This window comes from Glaciibacter kafniensis (genome assembly GCF_039538945.1).
Classification (GTDB): Bacteria; Actinomycetota; Actinomycetes; order Actinomycetales; family Microbacteriaceae; genus Cryobacterium; species Cryobacterium kafniensis.
Genome location: NZ_BAABCN010000018.1, coordinates 41,431 through 62,984, shown reverse-complemented (window position 1 = coordinate 62,984; position 21,554 = coordinate 41,431). Strand labels below are relative to the sequence as shown.

The window sequence follows — 21,554 nt, the reverse complement described above, 5'->3', positions numbered from 1 at the left end:
AGACAATGAGGGCAATGCGGGGCGCCGCTCCAGCGACGCCCCACAACACCGCGCTAAGAGCCTAGGAACCAGCCGGCAGTGCCGCGCCCCATTTCAGCAATCCGCCCTTGGCACTCGTGTAGTACTGAGTGTTGGCCGCACTCGCTGCGAAATTCGAGTTCGTGCCCGAGATCGTGTAACTCATACCGGAGGGGGAGCCGGTGATAGCTACGGTGATGGTGTTGCCGGCCGAAGACTTGATGTCCGCTGTTCCTGCAGGAGTAGCGGTCAGGAAGGTGGCGTACGACCCGTCGTGCGTCGTTCCCCAGGTCTCCACAACAATTGCAGCGTTCTTGAGGTCAGAAGCAACGGAGGCCTTCCACGCACTCTCGCGCTGGTTCAGGAACACGGGGATGGCGATGGCTGCCAGAATTCCGATGATGATGACGACAACGAGGAGTTCGATGAGCGTGAAGCCCACCTGGTTCTCCTCCGGGTTCTTGCGGCGACGTTCGAGCTTTGCGAGGCTTCGTGCGAGCACAGTGATTTCCATTCAGTAGGTGGAAGGGAGTCGGGCTAGGATCCCGATCGGTCTTTCAAGGTATTCGCCGCTCGTCCTCAGCACTGTCCCACCGGAGGGTGTCTTGAGGTAAGACGCGCCCCCGATCGCGGGGGCACACACTGCGACTCGAATCACACAATGGGATCTGTGCGGGCCACTGCTTTAAGCCGCGACCCGCACAGATAGAGCGCTCGGTCCTTACGGCAGAGTCGGCGTTGTGGCGGCCCACGTCTGGAGTCCACCGGTGGCGCTCAGGTAGAGCTGTCCGCCGTTGGTGATGTTTGAGTTCGTTCCCAAAATGGAGTAGCTGTTGAAGTCGCCAGCGATCTTCACGGTGATGGTGTTGCCGGCTGAAGCCTTGATTTCAGTTGCAGTGCCCGCCGCCGCAGCGAAGCTCTTGTACGAACCGTTGTTGTTGGTCCCATAGGTCTCCACCACGATGGCCGCGTTCTTGAGGTCGGATCCGACCGAGGCCTTCCAGGCGCTCTCACGCTGGTTCAGGAACACGGGGATGGCGATAGCGGCCAGGATGCCGATGATGATGACGACGACGAGGAGTTCGATGAGCGTGAAGCCCTTCTGGTTCTCGTCGGGGTTGTTGCGGCGGCGTTCGAGTTTCGCGAGGCTTTTTGCGAGCACAGTGGTGTCCATTCATTCGGGGGCAAGGAACCGGCCATCGGGCGCGATCGGCCTTCCAGCATATTTGCGGGCAGTTATCAGGATGACCCACTATTGAGGGTCAATTGGCCCAAATATGCCCCCAGTTCTGGGGTGCAGATGACTTCAAGAGGGCCCTGAGCCGGTTTTTTGGCCTCGGAGCCGGCCTCAGGCGGCTATTTCACGGCAGAGGCGATGCTGAAAATCGGCATGTACAGCGCGATAACCATGCCACCGATGATGACACCCAGAAAGGCGATCATCAGCGGCTCAATCGCCGCGGTGAGCTGCTCAGTCGATGCCTGCACTTCGTCGTCGTAGAAGTCAGCGATCTTGTTCAGCATGATCTCCAGCGACCCGGCGTCCTCACCCACTGCGATCATCTGTGTGACCATCGGAGGGAAGACCGGCTGCGCGAGCAGCGGACCGGAGATCGACTGCCCCTGCCGCACCGATTCAGCGACCTCGTTGAGGGCGTTCTCGATCACCCAGTTACCTGAGGTCTCCCCCACGATCTTGAGGGCCTGCAAGATGGGCACACCGGCGCCGATCATGTTGGAGAAGTTGCGAGCGAATCGGGCGACGGCCACCTTCTGCAAAAGCGGCCCGAACACCGGGAGCTTCAGCATGATCGGGTCTTTAACCTTGCGCACAGCGAGCGTGTGCTTGTTCTTGCTCCACCACACCGCGAAGGAGATACCCACCACCAGCAGAATGGGAACCACCCAGATCATTGATTCCGACAGCACGACCAGGAATTGAGTTGGCGCCGGCAGCTTGCTGCCGAGCCCCTCGAACATGTCTTTGAAGATCGGCACGATGAAGATGAGCATGACGAGCACTGCACACAGCGACATGATCAGCACAAGCACTGGGTAGGTCAGCGCCGACTTGATCGTGTTTCTCAGCTTCACTTCTTTTTCGAAGTTGGCGGCGATGGACTCCAGGGCACCGTCGAGGAACCCGCCGGTCTCACCGGCACGCACCATGTTGATCATGATCGGCGGAAACTCTTCGCTGTGCTTGCCGAAGGCATCCGAAATCGAGGTTCCGGTCTCGACGTCGTCACGCACCTTGGCCAGGATTTTGGCCAACGGCTTGCTCTCGGTCTGCCCGGCCAGGATGTTGAGCGTGCGCAGCAGCGACAGCCCCGACCCGATCATGGTCGCCATCTGACGGCTCATGATGGCGAGGTCCTTGAGGCCGACACCCTTGGTGAAGCCGGGGATGTTGATCTCCTTGTTGAGCCCCGTCCCCTCCGCCGCTTCGGTGATGGAGATGGGTGAGATGCCCATCGTCTGCAGGCGGCTGGCGACTGCGCCCTCGCTCGAGGCATCCACTCTGCCCTTGACGGCCTTGCCCTTGGCGTCGCGCCCGGTGTATGCGTAGGCCTGCGCGGAAGCCACTAGTGCGACACCTGCGAGTACGCGTCGCCGAAGTCGATGTCGCTGGCAGCAATGGCCCGAGCCGACGCATCGGTGGGTGACTCCACACGGTGGATCAGGCGAGTCAGCCCGGCCGGGTCATGCGCCTTCTCCTCGGCGGCCCTGCGGGTGATCTGCCCGCTGTTGACGAGGTCGGCCAGGTGCTGATCCATGGTGTGCATTCCGGAGTCGCGGCCGGCCTGCATCATCGAGGCGATCTGATAGGTCTTGCCCTCACGCACGAGGTTCGCGATGGCCGGAGTCATCGTGAGAATCTCAGTCGCGACGACACGGCCACGGCCGGATGCCTTCTTGACCAGCGTCTGACACACCACGCCCTGCAGGGTTGCCGCGAGCTGGGCGCGCACCTGGCCCTGCTGATGGGGTGGGAACACGTCGATGACACGGTCGATCGTCTGCGCGGCATCCTGCGTGTGCAGGGTGGCGAAGACCAGGTGGCCCGTCTCGGCTGCGGTCAGGGCCACCGAGATGGTCTCGAGGTCTCGAAGCTCACCGATCAGGATGACGTCGGGGTCTTGGCGCAGCACGTGCTTGAGCGCTGCGGCAAAGCTGTGGGTGTCGTGGCCGACCTCACGCTGGTTGACCAACGACTTCTGGTGATGGTGCAAGAACTCGATCGGGTCTTCCACGGTGACGATGTGGTCGGCCCTGGTGCGGTTGACGAGGTCGATCAGCGCGGCGAGTGTGGTCGACTTGCCCGAACCGGTCGGACCGGTGACGAGCACCAATCCACGCGGGAGGGTGCTGAACCGCCCCACTGTCTCCGGAACACCGAGGTCTTTCAGCTGCTTGATCTCGCGCGGGATCAGACGAAATGCCCCACCGACCGAGTTGCGCTGCAGGTAGTAGTTGACGCGGAAGCGGGCTCCGCCAGCCGCGAAGGCGAAGTCGAGTTCGTGCTCGCGCTCGAATTTCTCCTTCTGCTCCTCGGTGAGCAGGCTGTAGAGCGCACTCGTGACCTTGTCGACCATCCACGTGTTCGCTCCTTCGAGGGCACGCAGGCCACCGTCGACACGGATGCTGGGAGGCGCACCGACAGTCACGTGCAAGTCTGAGGCGTTCTGGTGAACGACCTCGTGCAACGCGGCGACGAGGTCGGGGTCTGCCTGCTGGCGTGCTGACGGCGCGGTGACAGCGAGCGCGGGTGCGACGACAGCGGGCTCGACGGCAGCGGGCGCGACAAAGGCCAGCGGAGTAGCCAGTGGGGTAGTGGCGAGAAGCGTGGTCTCAGGCACGATCTCGGCGATCTCGGCTGCCGCGTCAGCGTCGGCTTCGAGGGACAGTGCGGCACGGCGTCCGGTCGGAACGATGCGCGGCGCTGCCTGGTCGATACCGTCAATTGCCGACTGCGGCGGAAACTCGGCGGCCGCACTCGACTGCACGGCGAAAGCCGTGGTTTCAGTGGAAGGCTCGGCGAGCAGGGCCGGCGTCGGAATGGCGGCGGGGACATCCGCTTCAACAACCGCTACGTGCGGGAGCGGGATCAGGTAGGCGGCAGCGTTCGGCAGAAATGGCGGGTCGGCGGTGAGGTGAACTGGGGCATCGGACACGAGAGGCGCGGGAGGAGCAGGAGGAGAGGGAGGCGCGAGGTCGAACCGCGGGGAGAACGCCGTCGGCGGAACCGGGATGAGGTAGGGCGCAGAGTCGTCGAGCTCAATAACGGGGAATGCGGCGGTGGGGGCGTCCTCCGCTTTCGCGAACAGCGCGTCGATCGACTCGATCGAATCGTTGGCCTCTGCGGCTGCCGCATCGGCGGCCAACGCCTCGAGCGACCACGAGCTGGCGGGGGCCCCCGAGCCGACCGGCGTGGCTGCGGAGGGCAACGGCGCAGCTGATTGCTTGGTCAACTCGGCCAGGAGCGATTCGAAAGTCGGGCGTTCGGCGCCCAGGTCAGTTGCGGCCGCCTGTGCCGGCGCAGGCGCAGGCGCCCAGCCTTCGAGACCGTTGTAGTCATCGCCCGGAGGAGTCACCGGAATCTCAAAAATCGGCTTGTCCATGAAGGATTCCTTTCAGCGTGTTCAGCGTGCGGGCCGTCATTATGCGACAACTCGCAAAATCTCTTCCACCGAGGTCAGGCCCATTTTGGCCTTCTCCCAGCCGTCTTCTCGCAGCGTGAGCATTCCTTCGGAACGCGCCAGCCGGCCGATCTCAGCGCTCGATGCGCGAGCAACGGCGAGCCGCTCGATGTCCTCGGAGACGGTCATCACCTCATGGATCGCGAGGCGCCCGCGATAACCCGTCTTCGAGCAGCTTTGGCACCCGATGGGCTGCCAGAGTGCAGGCAACGGCAGCGACGGGTCGAACCCGAACTTGAGCTGAGAGAGCTGCTCGGCCGAATAGGCAGCCGGCTGCTTGCACCGGTCGCAGAGGCGACGGGCGAGGCGCTGGGCGACGATGCAGTCCAGGGCCGACCCGACCAGGAACGGTTCGATTCCCATCTCGGTGAGCCGGGTGATCGCGCTCGGCGCGTCGTTGGTGTGCAGGGTCGACAGAACGAGGTGGCCGGTCAACGAGGCTTCGATGGCGATCTGCGCGGTCTCGTGGTCGCGGATCTCACCGAGCAAGACGACATCCGGGTCGCTACGCAGAATCGAGCGCAAGGCGCTGGCGAACGTGAGGCCCGCCTTCGGGTTCACCTGCACCTGGTTGATGCCGGCCATGCGGTACTCGACCGGGTCTTCAACGGTGATGACGTTGATCTCGGGCTTCGCGACGGCATTGAGGGTCGTGTAGAGGGTCGTCGACTTGCCTGAACCAGTTGGGCCGGTGACGAGGATCATGCCGTATGGCTTGGAATACGACGCCTGGTAGGCCTGAAAGTTGCGCTCGAGCAGGCTCAGCGAACGCAGGCTCATGGTCGTGTTCGAGTTGTCGAGAATACGCATGACGACTTTTTCGCCCCACACGGTGGGGAGGGTGGCGACACGCAAGTCGATTTTGCGACCACCGTGACTGACCGACATCCGGCCGTCCTGAGGTTTGCGGCGCTCGGCGATGTCGATATCGCTCATGATCTTGAGGCGTGAGATGACGCCGTTCTGGATGCTCTTGGGCGCGGCCCGCATCTCGTGCAGCACTCCGTCGATGCGGTAGCGCACACGCAACTCGTGCTCGCCGGGCTCGATGTGAATATCGGAGGCCTTGTCTTGAATGGCCTGGCTGACCAGGAGATTCACGAAACGCACGATGGGGGCGTCGTCGTCGATCGAATCGGCCACGCCGAAAGTGCTGGCCTCGACGGCGGCACTCTCTTCTTGCATGGTGGTGGTGAGATTGGAGAGCTCGTCGTCGACGCGGTGAAAACGCCCGATGGCGGCGAGCAGGTCGGAACGTTCGGCGACGACGGGAATGACCTGCATGCCGGCAGCGGCGCGCACATCGTCGATGGCGAAGACGTTGCCGGGGTCGACCATGGCGAGCACGATGCGCCCGCCCTCGATCGTGATGGGCAGAATCTCGTGCCGCTGGCAGACCGACGCAGGAACGAGGGCAACGGCGAGTCGATCGACGGGGTAGTCGAGAAGCTCGACGAATGCGAGGCCGGCTTGGGCGGCACGGGCTTTCGCAAACTGGGCTTCGCTGATCACACCGCTCTCGACAAGCGCTCGCACCGCCGATTCGTCGGCCGGATCGCCGGCCATCAGCGAATCAAGATGTTCGATTGGAAGGATGCCGTGAAGAATAAGAATTTCGGTGAGAGTTGGCACGCGAACCTCCTCGGGTGAGGTGTTGTTGCGAACGCGGAAAAGTGAAGGCACGGGAGTCTCCAATCCGCTGGTGAAATTCGGGTAGCTCACCAGCGTAGCGTCATATAAAGCACAAGCAAGATACCCTCAAGTGGGGGTAGCCGCAGCGTTATACCCCGTCAACGCGGGGTACTGGGGGTGGTGCGTCGGGCGCCTCTGGCGCGTCGATGAGCGTGACGCGTGGTCTCGACAGGCTCGACCAACTGGACGGGCGAATGGGTGAAGCGACGTAGCGCGAGACGACAATGCTGTCATCTCGCGCTACGAGGCGTTGCCGCCCCTCAGACCGCTATGAGGCGTCGAGCTTCAGAGAGTGCAGCAGTGCGAGGGTGGTCGAGCTCAACGTGGCCAGAGCGGGGTTCGAACTTGTTGTCAGCCCTCCCCAGATCTGGCGGGCGTAGGTCCTCTTGGCCCACATCCCTGGCATGTCCAAGGGCGTGTGGTGGTTGAGGTCCAGGTAGGTCGACGTCGCACTCTTCAGGTGACCATCGCTCTCCCAGGTCCAGACCTGTGATTGGGTGGCCACCGCGCACTTCGTGAGCGTCGCCGGAGTCGCTGCGGCGAGGCAGAGGCCGGGCAGCGCCATGTTGTGAATGGCGCCCCGAGCATCCATCACCCAGCGCTGTTCCTCGACTGAGGCACACAATGCCTTCGTGGCGGTGGAGACGACGCTGTTCTGGCCGCCGATGTCATCAACCATGAGGCACCGACCGTTGTCGACAGTGAGCGCTGTTCCGGCCGGAAGTACCGCGGAGGCGCTTTCAGTCATGCCGTTCGCCGCCAACACCTCAACCAGCTGGGCCTTGGCCGCCGAATCACCTGCCGTCAGTGCCGTCTTGTTCTTCTTGACGAATGATTCAACCGCTGCCGCAGTAGCCTTCTGGGTCTGAATGCGTGAGACGACCTCGAGGGATGTTGCGCTCAAGCCGGTGAGATCTCCAGCCCAACTGGACAGCTGGGTTGCTGCAGTTGTGGACAAGACCGGAACAGCGACGCCGACCAGCTTCTGCAGCGACTTCTCGAGCTCGGCGATCTCGACGGTGCGCAGGGCGCTGTAGCCCTGCTCTTCGCCGACAACGACTGCCGGTGCCAGCGGTGCGAGGTCTGTGGCAATCGTGATTGCATCGCCCAGCTGAGTGGTCACGCCATCCTTGCTGCAGCGGATGCTGGCATCGGTCGGCTTGTCGGCGTCGGCAACGTTGATGTTGAACTGCTTCACACCGTCGGTGGCCAGCAGTGCCGTGTTCTCGACGTGAGCGTCGGCGAACGTGACGCTGATCCAGCACTGGCGGGCGGAGCTCACCTTGCTGGTGTCCACCGCGTCAGCTGCCGGAGTGAAAACGTTGCCGTAATTGCTGCGGAAGGCCGGGTACATCAGAGTCTGGGCTTCATTGGCCGGGTTGTAACCGCCGAGCAGCGAGAAGACGGCTACGCCGACCTTGCTGGGCTTCGGTGAAGTGAACTTCGAGTTCACAACCTTGGCGTCGACATACGACTGGGTCGTGGTATCCCAATCGCGGTATCCGCTCGGGTAGGCGAGGTCGGGTACTACGGTCTTGAGCCCCTTCTGGATGATGTTGGCGCTGTAGCCCGTGTAGTGGGTGTACTTCGACAGCGTGCTGGTGACCCAGCCGCCGGACATCGAGTCGCGGTTGTAGTTGTAAATGCCCAGGTAGTTCTGAAGGAAGGGATCAGTATTCACCGTGAACCCACCAGGAAGGAATGCATTACCGCCCGCAAGGTTGGATCGCATGCGATCGCGGTAGGCGATGTAGCCCCATCCGCTTTCACTGTTCTGGGTTGCGTTGATGACCTTGGCGTCACCGGTGGCGCTGTTGTCGGTTCCGGGGTAGTGGCCGAGGCCGTAGGAGTGACCGAGCTCGTGGCTGAGCTCATTGCCGACCGAGTCATACAGGGTGGCCATGCCGTTGCCGCCACTCAGACCGTGCTTCACGACACCGTTGGTGTACTTTCCGGCCGAGTGGTGAAGGATTCGCTCGTTAAACGTTCCGGGCTGCGACTGGCTCATCGTGGAACTCGACGTGCCGAAGTTCGCCAGGTTGATCCCCGTGCTCACCTGCGCCTTGCCCACATTTTCGCGCATGTCGCCGCTGTAAACGCCACCTTCAACTGCGCTGGCATCCGTGTAGATCGTGCCGCTGGCAACGATGACCTTGTCGAGCTTCACCGATTCGTACTTTGCGATGATCATCTTCGCGACGGGCACCGTCTGGAAGTAGTCAGCCCCTGCCTCTTCCGGCTGGTTCAGTAGGTAGTGGCCGGAGGACGTCGGCGCATCCGTGAGCATTCCCAACTCGATCGAGTTGATGATGAGCTCCTTGGGGGCAGCGAACTCGAATTTGTCTGCGGCCAGCACGCCGGTCTCGCCCGTGTTGGTCGTGAACTTCAGCGACAATCCGGTCTTCATGACGTCATACGGCAGCGTGGTCGTCCAGGCCTTGCGCGTGTAGACGACGTCTTCTCGGTTGCCGGTGATGACCATGTCGGAGAGCGGGATCTTGCTCGGATCGTCGAGCGCAATCGTGCTGACAACCACTCCGTTCATGCTGACTTCGACGGATACCGACTTCGCGATCTTCTCCGGAGAGAACAACAGCAGCGCCTCACGGCTGGTGACAAGGGACGGCATTTTCTTGGCCGTGTTTCCGCTCGCATTGATGGTGTGGCTCTGGGCGAACTGAACCTGGCCGCTCAGCGCACCGGACAGGTCGTTGCGCAGGGCACGCTCGGCGCCGGTGTCCGTGGTGTCGTAGAAACCCAGGGAAGGAAGGCTCGACAGGTCGTAGTCCTCAAGCGGCGGGAGGGTCGGGGTTGGCGTCGGCGTTGCGGTCGGCTCCGGCGTCGGCGTCACGGTCGGCTCCGGAGTCGGCGTTACGATCGGCTCCGGCGTCGGGGTTACGATCGGCTCCGGCGTCGGCGTCACGGGCGGCTCCGGAGTCGGGGTTACGATCGGCTCCGGGGTCGGCGTTGCAGTCGGCTCCGGCGTCGGGGTCGCGGTCGGCGATGCGCTCGGCGCAGCTGTCGCGCTGGGCGTCGCAGTCGGCTTTGGCTTTGTGGTCGGCTTCGGCTTTGTGGTCGGCTGCGGCTTCGTGGTCGGCTTCGGCTTCGTGGTCGGCTTTGGCTTCGTGGTCGGCTTTGGCTTCGTGGTCGGCTTCGTGGTCGGCTTCGCAGTCGGCTTCGCAGTCGGCTTCGCAGTCGGCTTCGGGGTCACCGTCGGCAACTCCACGTTGGCGACGGGCGCCTCGTCTTTCGCCTTGTAGTTTGATCCACCGCCGGGAGCGATTCCCGTGTCACTGGCCTTGGGTTCGGCAACGCCCTCTGGCGCGGCGACGCTCTTCGGCTCAGCGGCGCTCGGGGCGTGGGTGGCCTGAGCCCCATCATCCGTCGGCGACGCGATCGCCGACCGCTTGGCAGCCGCGGAGACGTGGGATGCGGCATCCACCGATGCGCTGATAGCGCTGCACGCGCTCATCCCCAGGAGGAGGGCACCGGCCCCGGCAATGGCGACCCAGCGCCACTTGAAACGGGAGTTACGGTTTGAATGGCGCATGTGTGCTTTCGTTCAGGGTCGGTTCCCCCAAACACGTAAACGCTGGCGGGTTAGTCATACCCGCCTTCACTGGCGTGCGAAGCCCAGTATGGCGTCGCTCAACAGAGCGAAACAAGCTGGCGCCCCGGATTGGGGGTAGGCCAGACGGCATCTGGCACGTACCCTGTGTGCCAGCGACTATGCCGGGTTGCGTGCCCGCAGAGCCTGCTGTACTCGCGGGTCGGGCGACTGAGCCAGCCACTGCACCAAGTCGGGGTAGGTGCTGGGGTTGGCCGCGAGATCCGGCCACGCCCCGGGATTCTCGGATGCGATGGCGAAGAGACGCTCGACGGATGTCGCCGGGTCGGCGGCTTCAGACAGCGCCACGCGCATCACAGGCGATGTCTGCGGGGCGAACGGGGCGACATCCGTTGCCGGAACCGGGGTGGGAACGACCAGCGCGGGCGCCACCTGCTCAGCAACGAATTGCGCCGACACGACCGGAGTGGGCACAAGCTGCGCGGGTGCGACCTGCCCCGGCACAGGAGCGGTGACACCGGATTGCATCGCAGCCGCCTGATACCCAGGCACCTGCAGCCCAGCCGCCTGATACCCCACCGGCGCCCCGGCCGTCGGCTGCCGCACGGGCGCGTACTGCCGGTAGTAGGCGCGCACGTCAGCCGGAATCGTCAGCGCGACGATTGCGAGCGTGGGAAGTCCGAAGGCGAGCACGAGGCTCCAGGTCGATTCCACGAAGAACATCGAGTAGGAGAAGAGCGAAACCCCCTGGAAAGCCCCGTTTGCGATAAGCATCCTGACCAAGTCTTCGCTGGTTCCCACCGACGGGATCACGTTGCGAATCACGATGTTGACGATGCCGAGCACCACGATCACTCCGAGGAGACCCAAGACCAACCATTGGCTCCCCGCCGGGTTCGAGCGCAGGAAGGCTCGAGCGATCGTCGCGATGACCATGACAGCGACCATCACAACGATGGTGCCGATCGAGAGGCCCGTCGTCGACGTGTTGGCGCCATACGCGAGCAGAGTGAAAACCGACAGAAACAGGGTGAATCCGGCAACCACGATGATGAGCACGAAACTCGTGGAGGCGACACCGAACCACCGTGTCAATGCCGAAAGCGGCTTCATGGTCGCCGTCAGTGCCGGCGAGGAGGCGAGGCCGAGCAGTCCGGTCGCCAGAACAATCAGATAGCCCCCGCCGCGCAGGCTCTCAATTCCGGCGAATGCCAGGGTGAACCCGGTGAATGCGTTGATGATCACCACGCCAACGGCCATCCCACCGACCGCCCGGGCGATCGTGAGCCAGATCGCCTTGCCACGGATGACGCCGATGAGAGGCACGAGAACGGCCGTAGCGCCAAAGAGCAGAGTAACGATCATCGAGAGGAGCATGAGGGGCGAGATCGAGCTGTCCACGGTCGACAACACGCCGAAGATCAGCGCGGCGAATGCGGTGAGGCCGCCGAAGACGGCGTAGCCGAGGGCAATGCGCTGCCAGAGCCGGGCAACCGGGTGGTCGGCCCCGATTCCCACGACCTCCGCCGCACGCGGCTGGGCCGCCAGAAAGGCGCCGGCCAGGCCGAGCGCTGCGGCGTAGCCGAGACCGGAGAGCGGTTCGGCGCGCACCGCGTCGATGACGATGTAGACGACGACGAGCAGAAAGTACGGGAGGTTCGCGAGCAGTCGAAAGAGCCAGATCTGCTGGGTTCCGACCGTGGGCCCAAAAACACCGGCGCGTGCCAGGTAGGTCAGGCTGAGCGAGAACACCGACAGCAGCGTGATCAGGATGACTTCGACGCGACCCGATGCCGCCACAAGCCGCACCGAATCGAGGTCGTCAGCGCGGATTGTCCACGGTAGCGCCAGCGAGATCAGCAACAGCAACAGTGCACCGCCGTCGCGCACCCAATCGGAGAGCGGAACGCCCACAAACGGATTGGGGCGCGGGGCGCGTGCAACGAACTGGGGCTGAGGCGCGCCGAACTGTTGGTCAGCAGCCTGCGGCTGTGAGTAAGCGGGCATGGGCACCTGGGCGTGGGGCTGAGCGGCGGTGGGGTCGAAAGTCATGATGTGTCCAATCTGGTCGAGGCGAGGATGCGGCGCCGCGCGAAACCGACGGGGCGAGCGGCGGTAACCGGCTCGGGTCAGTTGCTGGCGAGCAGATCCTCGAGTTCGCCCCTGTTACTCAGGGTCACCAGGTTGTCCATGACGATTGCCGCAGCATCCGACACGGTGCGCACCGGGCTGACAAACCAGCCGGAGCTTTGCTTCACCGCGATCAGTTGGAGGTCGACCGCGCCGAGCTTGTCGAGCAGCGGTACATCGTCGAGGCATGCGGGTGACGATCCGTTCGCCTGCGCGCAAACGCCGGAGACCTCGACCGACCAGGCGCGGTACCCGGACCCGCCAGAAATGGCGAGATTCTCGAGTTCGATGCGGGCGATGTCGCCCGCTTTCACGCTGCTGGCCGAGACGTCAGCGACCTCCAGCGACAGGCCCTGTCCGAGCCCCGCAGCCTCACCGTACAGGCTCAACAATCGGCGTTCGGCCAGGGGCAATGACCGGGCAAGAGCCGCTGGCTCTCCGGTATTCAGGTACTCGACGGCTCCCTGCGCGAACCCGTCGAGAGCTTCTTCCGGCGTCGCAAACGTCTCGGCTTTTGCGACGAGTGTGCCCCGTGGTTGGCCGGTGCCGCGTGACTGATACATCAGTTCTCCCATGGTCAGCAGCGGGCTGACGTACCAGGAGTTGCCTTCTTTGACCGCGATGATTGTGGGGTCATGCCCGATCTCCTCGCCGATCTCGCCCGCCGTCAACGAGTAGGGAAAGGTGTCGGCCAGGCCATCGACGGCGCTGCTACGTGCCTCGTCAACGACGTCTTCGATCTCTTCGTCCGAAAAACCCCACTCCGTGTACTGAGCGATCAGCTGAGGCTTCATCATCTCGAAGTAGGCATCCGCCAGCTTCTCGGGGTCGGCATCGACACGCAGTTCGCCGCCCGTCACCGCGACAGCGGCGATCTCATCGTCGATCTCCTCGACCTCAAAGCGCAGTCCGTCGAGCGAGACCTGGGTCAGCGACATCATCTCTTCGAGCTGCTTCTGGTAATTGACTTGTGCGCCGTCCGGGGCTTCGGTCGTGAGTTCGCCGAGCTTCTCAAACGAGGCTTGGAACGACTCCACCTCGGCCGGCGAGAGCGCACCGTAGACGCTCAATGGGTCGAGGTCGGCAGCCCCGTTCAGAAGCTTCTCCACCGCGGCCTGCGGCGTCGACGCGCCCCCGAGTTTCGAGGAGATTGCGGCGTAGGCCCACGTGCCGCCACCGACCAGCAGCACCACGAGGGCGATCGCACCGCCGATCAGGAGCGGCTTCTTGCCGAGAGCGGGCCTGGTCTTCACCGTCGTTGAACCGAACGGGTTCGGCTGCTCGACCGGCAGCTCTACGGGCTGCTGCGCGACAGCCTGCTGCTCCGCCACCGGCGCCAGCGTGCCGTGTTCACGCATCCAGGCCAGCAATCCCGGGTAGCAGGCCGGGTTCGAGGCGATCACCGGGTGCAGCTCGGGGTACGCGGCAGCGAGTTCGGCCAACCGTGCCTGTGGGGTGAGCGGATGCGCCGCCTCAGCGTAGAAGGGATGGTTCAGCACACTCATGAGGTGACGTCTTTCGTTTCACTAGGTTCTGGGTTGACGGGCTGCACCGTGAGTCACAGCCCCAAAATCACGATGGCGGCGACAATCGCAGCGCCGGCAACGATGGCGGTTGCGACCACGATCACACTGATGGCCACCACGCTGCGCCGGCGGGCACGGGTGCCGCTGACCTGCCTGATCTGTTCGGCGGTTGCCGGCAGCACGACCGGTGGATGGTCGGCGCCGAGCTCAAGGCGCTGAATCGGGGCGGAAGGCTCTGGCGCGCGCACGCCGTAGATCGCTGTCGACCCGATCGGGGCGTCGGGCGGATGCGAAAGGCCGGCAAGAACACCGGCCGCAACGCCAAGCGGAACGCCGGCTGGGTTCGCTCGTGAGGCAGACGCCGCTGGGGCCGCATTGTGCCGCGTCTGCCCGGTCGGCCGGGTGCTCAACTGCGTGCGATCGGGATCGATGTCGAAGGCAACTCCCGCTCCGCGGGCACGGAGTCGGGTCGACTCATCGCTGTCGGGAGCGATAGGCGCTCGAACGATCCGCGTCTCGTCGACCGAGTGCCGGTTGACGACCCTGGTCTGGTCGGTTTCAGGGTCGACCGAGCGGCGGTCGACGACCCTGGTCTGGTCGTCTTCCGGCTCAACCGAGTCGTCGTCAGGGTTGACATCTCGCCGCACGAAGCGAGTGTCGTCGTCAACAACATCCCGCCGAACCAGCCGTGTCTCGTCGTCGATATCGCGCCGCACGAGGCGCGTCTCGTCGTCGTCTGGAATCACGACACTCCCCTCATCGTCAGGTCGCACGGGGACGCCCTCGTCGTCCGGGGACTTCCTGCGTGTCACCCAACCGCACATCGACGGTCGCGTCATCGGTGCTGAGCAGCGACGCTGTCGACATTCCGCCGGATGCGGACTCCCCGCCGGCAACGACGTCGATCACGATCAGCGAGACGTTGTCACGCCCGCCTCGTTCGAGCGCCTGGGCGAGCAGAAGATCGGCCGTCTGTTGGGTGCCGCCGCCAAGAGTCAAGCCGGCACGAATCGTCTCATCGCTGAGCTCACCGCTCAGGCCGTCCGAGCAGAGCAGGAGTCGTTCGCCGGTGGTCACCGGATACAACCAATAGTCGGCGGGACTGTCGGGGGCGCCAACCGCCCGAGTGATGACATTGCGGCGGGCGAACCGTGCCACGTCTTCAGGTTTGAGGGTGCCGGCGGCCACCATCTCTTGGGCCAGCGAGTGGTCGACGGTGAGCTGGGCGAGCGAGTTGCCGACGAGCCGGTAGACGCGCGAGTCGCCGATGTTGAGCACCAACCAGCACGGGCGGCCGCTCTGCGTCACCAGCACCACGCCGGTCAGGGTGCTTCCGGCACCCCGCGTCGTTTCGGCGGCGATCACCCGCACCGCGGCATGGGTTCTCTCGACCGCGGTGGCGACCTCCTCGGCCGTGACATCGTTTCGACCGACCAACGGCAGAAACTGGGTGACCACTGCGTCGCTCGCGAGGTCGCCGGCTTCGTGACCGCCCATCCCATCGGCGACGATGAACACCGGAGCCAGGGCGAGCACCGAATCCTCATTGGTGGTGCGTTTGCGCCCCACGTCGGTGCGAGAGCCCGCGGAGAGACTCACCGTGGCTGCCATCGCTGTCGCCGAGATAACCACGTCTAGCCCTCCTGGTAGATCCGCGCCGGCAGTTCGCCCAGAAGAAACTCCTCGGTCAACACCCCGCTGGCGCCCGCGTCGAGCTCATCTTCGAGACCGCCGTCGCCCTTCAAGATCACGCCGTTCGTCGAGTGCAGATCGGTGATCGTCCACGCCCCGTCCACGAGTTCCAGTCGGGCGTGGGTCTTCGACACGGTCTTGCCGGCGTCGGTGACTGCGACCAATTGGGCATCCGGATGCGTGCGCCCACGCGACGGGTTGCGGCCCAGCAAGACCACCGGGTTCGTCAAGGTCACCTTCTGGCCCTCGTCGGTTTCAAACAGCCACGGCTGCACTCGACGAGCAGAAATCACTGTCGCGTCGAAGTCGTCGCCGTCTTCGTTCCGCTCGTCGACGATCACCGGCGGACGACCGGTGATGACGGTTTCACCGTTGGCCACTACGGAGTCCAGCTGAGCCGGCTCCAGACCGGGAACCGTGTTGATCGGAGGGGCCCAGGGACTCTCTTCGATCGGCGGGGCCAGCACGGCGGGCAGCTCAGGAGCAACCGGCGCCACCAGCACCGGAACCGCAGCGACGTAGGGCGCTGGGGCTTCGTTCCACACGGGCGGGGCGGGCTCAGCGGGAGGAGCCGGCTCAACCGGAGCGGCTGGCGGGGCCGCATGCCGGGCCTCGGTCATCGTGGGGTACATCGCAACCGGCACGGATGCGGGAGGTGCAGGAGGTGCGGGAGGCGCCGGCGGTGCAGGCGGTGCAGGCGGTGCAGGCGGCGCTGAGGCGAGGTCAAACGCGAACGCGGGCGGGGCGTGCGAGGTGAGAGGCGCCGGCGGTGCGGGCGGTGCCGGAGGAGCAGGAGGTGCCGACGGCGTGTTCAACCCGAACGGTGCCGGCGGAAGAGCCTGTCCGGCCGGAGTCGGCGAGACCGGCAGTTCAGAAGACGGAACAGGAGGACCCGCCCAGGTCACCGCGGGAAGGGACGGCACGAAAGCCGGCGCCTGAACCTTCTCAGTCGGGTCGACAACCCGCGCCTGCCCGAATCCGATCACGCTGGCCCAGACCGGCAGCAGCAGGTACGCGAGCGCGGTGAACCCACCGCCGTGCCCGAACCGACGGTTGATGCCCAGGAGGGCGAGAATCATGATCACGGCCGCCACGAAGTTGGCCACTGGCAAGAATTGCGCGATGACCCACAGCCCCGAATATCCCCCGAGCTGGTAAAGCGTGATTGAGTTCACGATCGGCACCCAGGCCTTCCACCGTGGTTCGCCGAGTTTTGCGAAGACCGCCGCGAGTGCGACCGCCATCCACACGTAGATCCCGATGCTGATCAGAAGTGAGACGACCATGGCCCCGACAATGATTCCCGTTGAATTATCCATTTAGTTGCGCGCCAGCCCTGTCGCCGACGCTCCCCCTCTTTCGCGCTCAGTGCGTCGCTGACGACGCGAAACCAACCCAAAGTAGTCATACCGACGAACCTGTCGTGTGCCCAAGACTCGAGCGAATGATCGAAGTGAGAGCGCCGCTCGCAGGCGTTTGCGCCGCGTTGCATCCTGGCCGAGGGCATCCCGCTCCGAGTCGACCAAGACCCAGAACGAGTCGCTGTCCGCCTGCACTGGAGCGATCGGGCCGAAGACCGCCTGATCGGCCAGCGTCGCGAGCACACCGCCGCCTTCGCTTCCGTGCAGCGCGGCCAGCTCGGTGCGGGTCAGGTTGTGCGGAGCAGGCAGCCCGTGATCGACGGCCGTATCGACGTACTCGTCCCAGCCGCCGGCGATTTGAGCGGCAGTGGTGGTGCCCCGCTTGCGCTCACGACGGCGTTGCATCTTCGCCCCGATGATGGCCAGGGCCGGGGTGAGCAGAATCAGCAGAACGAGGAGTGAGATGCCAACGATCTTGAGGATGCCGATCAACCAGCCCAGATCTGCGGCTTCGGGTTTCTCGGCCGTCGCCTTCTCTTCTCCACTCGTCGGGTTCGCCTCCGGCGGTGTCTGCTCGGCAGCCTCCGCTTGCAACACATCGGTGGGAATCTTCGGATCGCGCATCTGGTCGTCGCTCGGTGCCAGCGGGTGATCGTGTTGCGGAGTCACCGTCACCGGAGTCCAGCGTTCGTCGGCTCCCTGGACTTCGAGCCAAGCCGTGAGGTTCTTTCCTTCGCAGACGCCGTCGGTGCAGGCCGGGATCGCTTCAGCATCGCCGTCTGCAGCGGTCAGGGCGAATCCGAGCACGACACGTGCGGGGTATCCGAGGTACGCCGCGATCAGCGCAGAGGCGACCGCGAACTGCTCGTCGTCACCGACGGCGGCGACGAGCACCGCATTGTCGGTGGAGACTGTGGAGTTCTGTTTCTCCAGAAGCGACGTGAAAAGGCTGTCGATCCGGTCCACCGAATGCCCAGACAGCGACGGGGCGAAGTCGTAGCCCGCCAGGTCGTTGGCCCAGCCTCCCGCGGATGCCGGTGCGTCGAGCGCGTGAGACAGATAGCCGCGTTCCCGCAGACGGGTGATCAGCTCGGCCAGGCCCGCGCCATCCGCCCCGACCTTCTGTGCCTTGACCCAGTTGACCAGGCTCTCGGGAATCAGCGCAGGGTCGACCAGCTCGCCGCCCGCGGCCGGCTTCTTCAACTCGGCAATCGGGGTGACACTCTCGTCGATCCGAGTCTCAAAACGGTAGCTGTCCCCCGAGCTCAGCGTGCGCAGTTCCACTCCCGCATCGGTGCGGTCGCTGTAGTAAAAGGCATCGGTCAGGGCGTCGCGGCGCGGCCCGGTGAAATCGATGCGGGTGAGCGAGCCCGCGAGCGGAAGCCAGACGCCGTCGTATGACCCGGAGGTGACGGTGGCTGTGGCGGGCGTACCCGATTGCGCGGAGGAGTCCCGAATGTTCGGCACTCTGGCGAATGCCGTTGTCTGGTCTTTCTCGCCGCTCACCGGGTCGACGACACGAAAGACCTGTCCGTCGTAGTGGCTCAGCACCGCAAGCCGCAGGCGCGAGAGGTCGGCGCTCGCCCCGCTGACCGTGAACAACGGGGTGTCATAGAGATCGCCGGTCAAGAAACTGCGGTATTGGCTCAGCGGGCTGACATATTCGCGCAACGTCACGGCCGGGTCGATGCCCGTGCGCAGCACCTCGCGTTCGGCGGGGCGCACCGCGGATGCGACGAGCGGCACCGCGACAACCGTCGCGAGGAGCACTGTTCCCACGACGAGCGCACCGCGCCTGGCACGCGGAAGCCACCCCTGTGCGAGCTGGCGTACCCCGGTTGCTTGGGTGGTCTGACGTAGCGCTGACTGACGGGAATCTTGCGCGCGCCAGACGAGAAATGCAACGGCGAGCAGCAACACCGCGAGGCCGATGAGGCTCTCTCTCGGGGCGGGAACGGTCACGAATCCGAGCGTGAGCGGTGTGCTCACCCGGCTCGACCCGGCGACCAGGCCGAAGAGCTGAAGCAAAAACACGACAGGGATGGCCAGGGTGTGAAGTCGGGGCGCCCGCCAGACGAGCGACAGCGCGGCCGTCGTGACCCCGAGGGTCAGGATGAGGAGCGGCACGAGCATCGTCTGGTAGCTGCCGACCGGAATCGAGATCGTGACGAGCTCTTTCCAGCTGAACACGGTGGCGGTGATGAGATTCACAAAGCCGCTGCCGAACGCCGGCAGGCTGGTGAGCGCAGCCGGAACGGCCAACGGAACACCGAGCAGCAGGTAGACGCCGAACGTGACCAGCAGCAGGGTGAACCACGACCACGCGCGGCGCATCCCGACCCAGGCGATGACGGTGGCGGCGAGCACGGCCCCGCCGGCGGTGATGAAGAAATAGCCGCTCTGGTAGATCGGCCAGGCAGCCCAGAGCCCGACGGCGACCATGCCGAACACGAAAAGTGCGTTCGTCAGCAGAAAGCCGAACTGGGTGCTTCTGGCTTCGGGCAGTGAGTGGGCGCGCATCAGCCCGCCTTTCGCGCGAGCAATGAACGAAAGTCGTCGAGCACCGCGATGCTGAGCACGCCGGTGCCGGCGAGATCCCGATACCGCGGCTCTGCTGTCGGGTCGCACAGTACGGCGACGATCGACACCGAGGGCGCAAATTTGAGGGAGAGCGAGTGAATGCGGGATGCCGTCATCGTCGACCCGCAGATCACGAACGCGATCGAAATGTCGGGGATGACCTGCGACGCAAACTGACAGACATCCTCAATGCGCATCGCGGTCGGGCTTTGGGCGATGGCGCTGAGATCGTCGAGGAGGGTGCGCGTCGAGATCACGTTGAGGGTGCGGATCGAGCGCATCGAGCCGCGAGTGAACTCCGGAATCTCGTCACTGGAGAACGCCGCGACGTCTCTGCCGTCGCGGATGGCGCGAATACCCAGCGAACCGACCGCGCTCACGGCCATCTCGAACTCCTCCGGCGAGGCGTATTCGTCGGCACGCAGACTGAGCGCGACGGCGAGGCGCGAACGACGGCTCTCCTCGAACTGGCGCACCATCAGCTTTCCGGTCTTCGCCGTCGACTTCCAATGAATGTTGCGCTGACCGTCGCCCGGCGCATACTCGCGAATCGCATGAAACGACATATCGGAGTCGACGATGTCGCTCGTCGGGTTTCCCTCCAGATCGCGCACGAAACCCGCACTGGTGCTCGGGATTGGCACGGTCACGGGGTGCACGAAGAGACGGTGGATGTCTGCCCAGGCCACCTCACGCTTCAGCACCCCGAGCGGATCGGTACGCACCGTCGTCACCGGACCGACGTCGATCACTCCCCGGTGGTAGGCGGGAACGGCGACCAGCTCTTCATGCACCGCACCGGCCCGCATCAGAGGAACATGAACGTCGCTGAGGCCCTGCCCGATCGGAACGTCGATGCGTCCCGGCAGCTCCAGCGTCGACGAAATATTGGTCACCTTCAGCGTGCCGGTGACCTCGCCGCCGGCCACGACACGGTCGACCGGCAGGGCGAACTCGACAGCATAGGCCCGGCTGCCGAGCAGAAACGGAAGGGCGATGAGCAACAGTGCGACGCCGACGCTGCCGGCCACAATGAACTCGGCCCAGCCGAAGACGAGGCCGACCGGAAGCAGGGCGACGCTCGCGACGACGACCCAGCCTGCCGGCGTGACGGTCTCCCCCACCCAGCGCACCGCACCGACGGTGCGTGAGCGCACAGCTCGCCAGGCCCGCACCCACCAGACCACGGCTTCGATGAGAGTGTGTGACCGCGTGGTCGAATAGCGGGTGTGGGTCGACGTGTTGTCGCTGGGAGTCGTACGCGAGATCCGTGACTCGGTTTCGAAGCTCACATCAGGTCGCTTCGACTGGGCGGAACAATGTCGAGAAGAATCTGGCCGATCACCGCACTTGCGGTGACGCCGTCGAACTCGGCTTCCGGGTCGAGCACGATGCGGTGTGCGAGCACCTGCTCGGCGAGCCCCTTCACATCGTCTGGGGTGACAAACGTGCGTCCCCTGGCCGCGGCCCAGGTCTTTGACGCCTTCGTCAGCGCCCGAGCGCCGCGCACGCTCACTCCCATGCGCACCTGACGCGCGGTGCGGGTTGCTTCGACGATGCGCGCGATGTAGTCGAGCAGCAATGGGTGAACGAAGACCGACCGGGCCAAGTCGCTCATCCCGACCAAGACCTGCGGGGTGATCACCGGCGCGAGATCGTGATGTGCCTGGCTCGTGCCCTCGAGAATGCGGATGGTGCTGGCCAGGTCGGGATAACCGAGCGAGGTCTTCATCATGAACCGGTCGAGTTGGGCTTCGGGCAGGCGGTAGGTGCCCGCCTGCTCGATCGGGTTCTGGGTGGCGATGACGAGAAACGGGGAGCCGGTCGATCGGGTCACGCCGTCGACGGTGACCTTGCCTTCTTCCATCGCCTCCAGCAGCGCCGACTGAGTCTTCGGGCTTGCTCGGTTGATCTCGTCGGCCAGCACGACATTCGCGAAGATGGGGCCGCTGTGAAACTCGAACTCGCCCTTCTTCTGGTCGTAGACCGTGATGCCCGTCACGTCGCCGGGCAGCAGGTCGGGGGTGAACTGGATGCGTGAGCTCACGCCCTGCAGGCTCTGCGACATCGCGCGGGCCAGGGAGGTTTTGCCGGTGCCGGGAAAGTCCTCGAGAAGCAGGTGTCCTTCGGAGACCATCGCGGTGAATGCCAATTCGACGACGTGCCGCTTGCCGAGCACGACTCGTTCGACGTTGTCGACCATCGCCGAAAACGTGGAGGCGAACCAGGCTGATTGTTCTGGTGCGATTGTCATCGTCGTGTTGTCTCTCTCATTGTCTGTGTCGGC

At 64.6% G+C, this 21,554-nt stretch carries 14 protein-coding genes; all 14 read right to left on the bottom strand.

Features of this window, described 5'->3' with window-relative positions:
* Window positions 1-61: 61 nt before the first annotated feature.
* Window positions 62-532, bottom strand: coding sequence for a type IV pilin protein (locus ABD791_RS20765; protein ID WP_345069849.1), 471 nt, complete (start codon window positions 530-532; stop codon window positions 62-64).
* 207 nt (window positions 533-739) lie between these two features.
* Entirely contained in the window at window positions 740-1,192 is a 453-nt protein-coding gene (locus tag ABD791_RS20760; protein ID WP_345069847.1) for a type IV pilin protein, read from the bottom strand.
* A 182-nt stretch (window positions 1,193-1,374) separates the two neighbouring features.
* Window positions 1,375-2,604, bottom strand: coding sequence for a type II secretion system F family protein (locus ABD791_RS20755; protein ID WP_345069846.1), 1,230 nt, complete (start codon window positions 2,602-2,604; stop codon window positions 1,375-1,377).
* Entirely contained in the window at window positions 2,604-4,640 is a 2,037-nt protein-coding gene (locus ABD791_RS20750; RefSeq protein ID WP_345069845.1) for a type IV pilus twitching motility protein PilT, read from the bottom strand. Before ABD791_RS20750 ends, ABD791_RS20755 begins: the two co-directional genes overlap by 1 nt.
* 39 nt (window positions 4,641-4,679) lie before the next feature.
* The gene (locus tag ABD791_RS20745; RefSeq protein WP_345069844.1) at window positions 4,680-6,350 is read right to left on the bottom strand and encodes a GspE/PulE family protein; all 1,671 of its coding nucleotides are present in this window, start codon (window positions 6,348-6,350) and stop codon (window positions 4,680-4,682) included.
* A gap of 328 nt (window positions 6,351-6,678) precedes the next feature.
* Complete coding sequence (locus ABD791_RS20740) at window positions 6,679-9,960, bottom strand: M66 family metalloprotease (RefSeq protein WP_345069843.1); 3,282 nt, start codon at window positions 9,958-9,960, stop codon at window positions 6,679-6,681.
* Window positions 9,961-10,137: 177 nt separating this feature from the next.
* The gene (locus ABD791_RS20735; protein WP_345069842.1) at window positions 10,138-12,030 is read right to left on the bottom strand and encodes a DUF7937 domain-containing protein; all 1,893 of its coding nucleotides are present in this window, start codon (window positions 12,028-12,030) and stop codon (window positions 10,138-10,140) included.
* Window positions 12,031-12,107: 77 nt separating this feature from the next.
* Window positions 12,108-13,613: a variant leucine-rich repeat-containing protein gene (locus tag ABD791_RS20730; protein ID WP_345069841.1), complete on the bottom strand. Its 1,506-nt coding sequence runs from the start codon at window positions 13,611-13,613 to the stop codon at window positions 12,108-12,110.
* Window positions 13,614-13,666: 53 nt separating this feature from the next.
* Complete coding sequence (locus ABD791_RS20725; RefSeq protein ID WP_345069840.1) at window positions 13,667-14,380, bottom strand: hypothetical protein; 714 nt, start codon at window positions 14,378-14,380, stop codon at window positions 13,667-13,669.
* A gap of 16 nt (window positions 14,381-14,396) precedes the next feature.
* A complete protein-coding gene (locus tag ABD791_RS20720; protein ID WP_345069838.1) occupies window positions 14,397-15,245 on the bottom strand; it encodes a PP2C family protein-serine/threonine phosphatase in 849 nt (282 codons plus the stop codon).
* A 23-nt stretch (window positions 15,246-15,268) separates the two neighbouring features.
* Window positions 15,269-16,645 (bottom strand): DUF5684 domain-containing protein, encoded by a 1,377-nt coding sequence (locus ABD791_RS20715; protein ID WP_345069837.1) that lies wholly within the window; start codon window positions 16,643-16,645, stop codon window positions 15,269-15,271.
* Window positions 16,646-19,207 carry a transglutaminaseTgpA domain-containing protein gene (locus ABD791_RS20710; protein WP_345069835.1) on the bottom strand — a complete coding sequence of 854 codons (2,562 nt, stop codon included), beginning with the start codon at window positions 19,205-19,207 and terminating at the stop codon, window positions 16,646-16,648. It abuts the gene before it with no gap.
* The gene (locus ABD791_RS20705; protein ID WP_345069834.1) at window positions 19,207-20,559 is read right to left on the bottom strand and encodes a DUF58 domain-containing protein; all 1,353 of its coding nucleotides are present in this window, start codon (window positions 20,557-20,559) and stop codon (window positions 19,207-19,209) included. The genes ABD791_RS20710 and ABD791_RS20705 overlap by 1 nt, the downstream gene beginning before the upstream one ends.
* Window positions 20,556-21,521 carry an AAA family ATPase gene (locus ABD791_RS20700; RefSeq protein WP_345069833.1) on the bottom strand — a complete coding sequence of 322 codons (966 nt, stop codon included), beginning with the start codon at window positions 21,519-21,521 and terminating at the stop codon, window positions 20,556-20,558. The genes ABD791_RS20705 and ABD791_RS20700 overlap by 4 nt, the downstream gene beginning before the upstream one ends.
* Between the last annotated feature and the right edge of the window lie 33 nt (window positions 21,522-21,554).

Excerpts from the sequence above, each read along its gene's own strand:
- ABD791_RS20765 (WP_345069849.1), bottom strand. The coding sequence starts at position 532 with ATGGAAATCACTGTGCTCGCACGAAGCCTCGCAAAGCTCGAACGTCGC.
- ABD791_RS20760 (WP_345069847.1), bottom strand. The coding sequence starts at position 1,192 with ATGGACACCACTGTGCTCGCAAAAAGCCTCGCGAAACTCGAACGCCGC.
- ABD791_RS20750 (WP_345069845.1), bottom strand. The coding sequence starts at position 4,640 with ATGGACAAGCCGATTTTTGAGATTCCGGTGACTCCTCCGGGCGATGAC.
- ABD791_RS20740 (WP_345069843.1), bottom strand. The coding sequence starts at position 9,960 with ATGCGCCATTCAAACCGTAACTCCCGTTTCAAGTGGCGCTGGGTCGCC.
- ABD791_RS20735 (WP_345069842.1), bottom strand. The coding sequence starts at position 12,030 with ATGACTTTCGACCCCACCGCCGCTCAGCCCCACGCCCAGGTGCCCATG.
- ABD791_RS20730 (WP_345069841.1), bottom strand. The coding sequence starts at position 13,613 with ATGAGTGTGCTGAACCATCCCTTCTACGCTGAGGCGGCGCATCCGCTC.
- ABD791_RS20720 (WP_345069838.1), bottom strand. The coding sequence starts at position 15,245 with ATGGCAGCCACGGTGAGTCTCTCCGCGGGCTCTCGCACCGACGTGGGG.
- ABD791_RS20715 (WP_345069837.1), bottom strand. The coding sequence starts at position 16,645 with ATGGATAATTCAACGGGAATCATTGTCGGGGCCATGGTCGTCTCACTT.
- ABD791_RS20710 (WP_345069835.1), bottom strand. The coding sequence starts at position 19,207 with ATGCGCGCCCACTCACTGCCCGAAGCCAGAAGCACCCAGTTCGGCTTT.
- ABD791_RS20700 (WP_345069833.1), bottom strand. The coding sequence starts at position 21,521 with ATGACAATCGCACCAGAACAATCAGCCTGGTTCGCCTCCACGTTTTCG.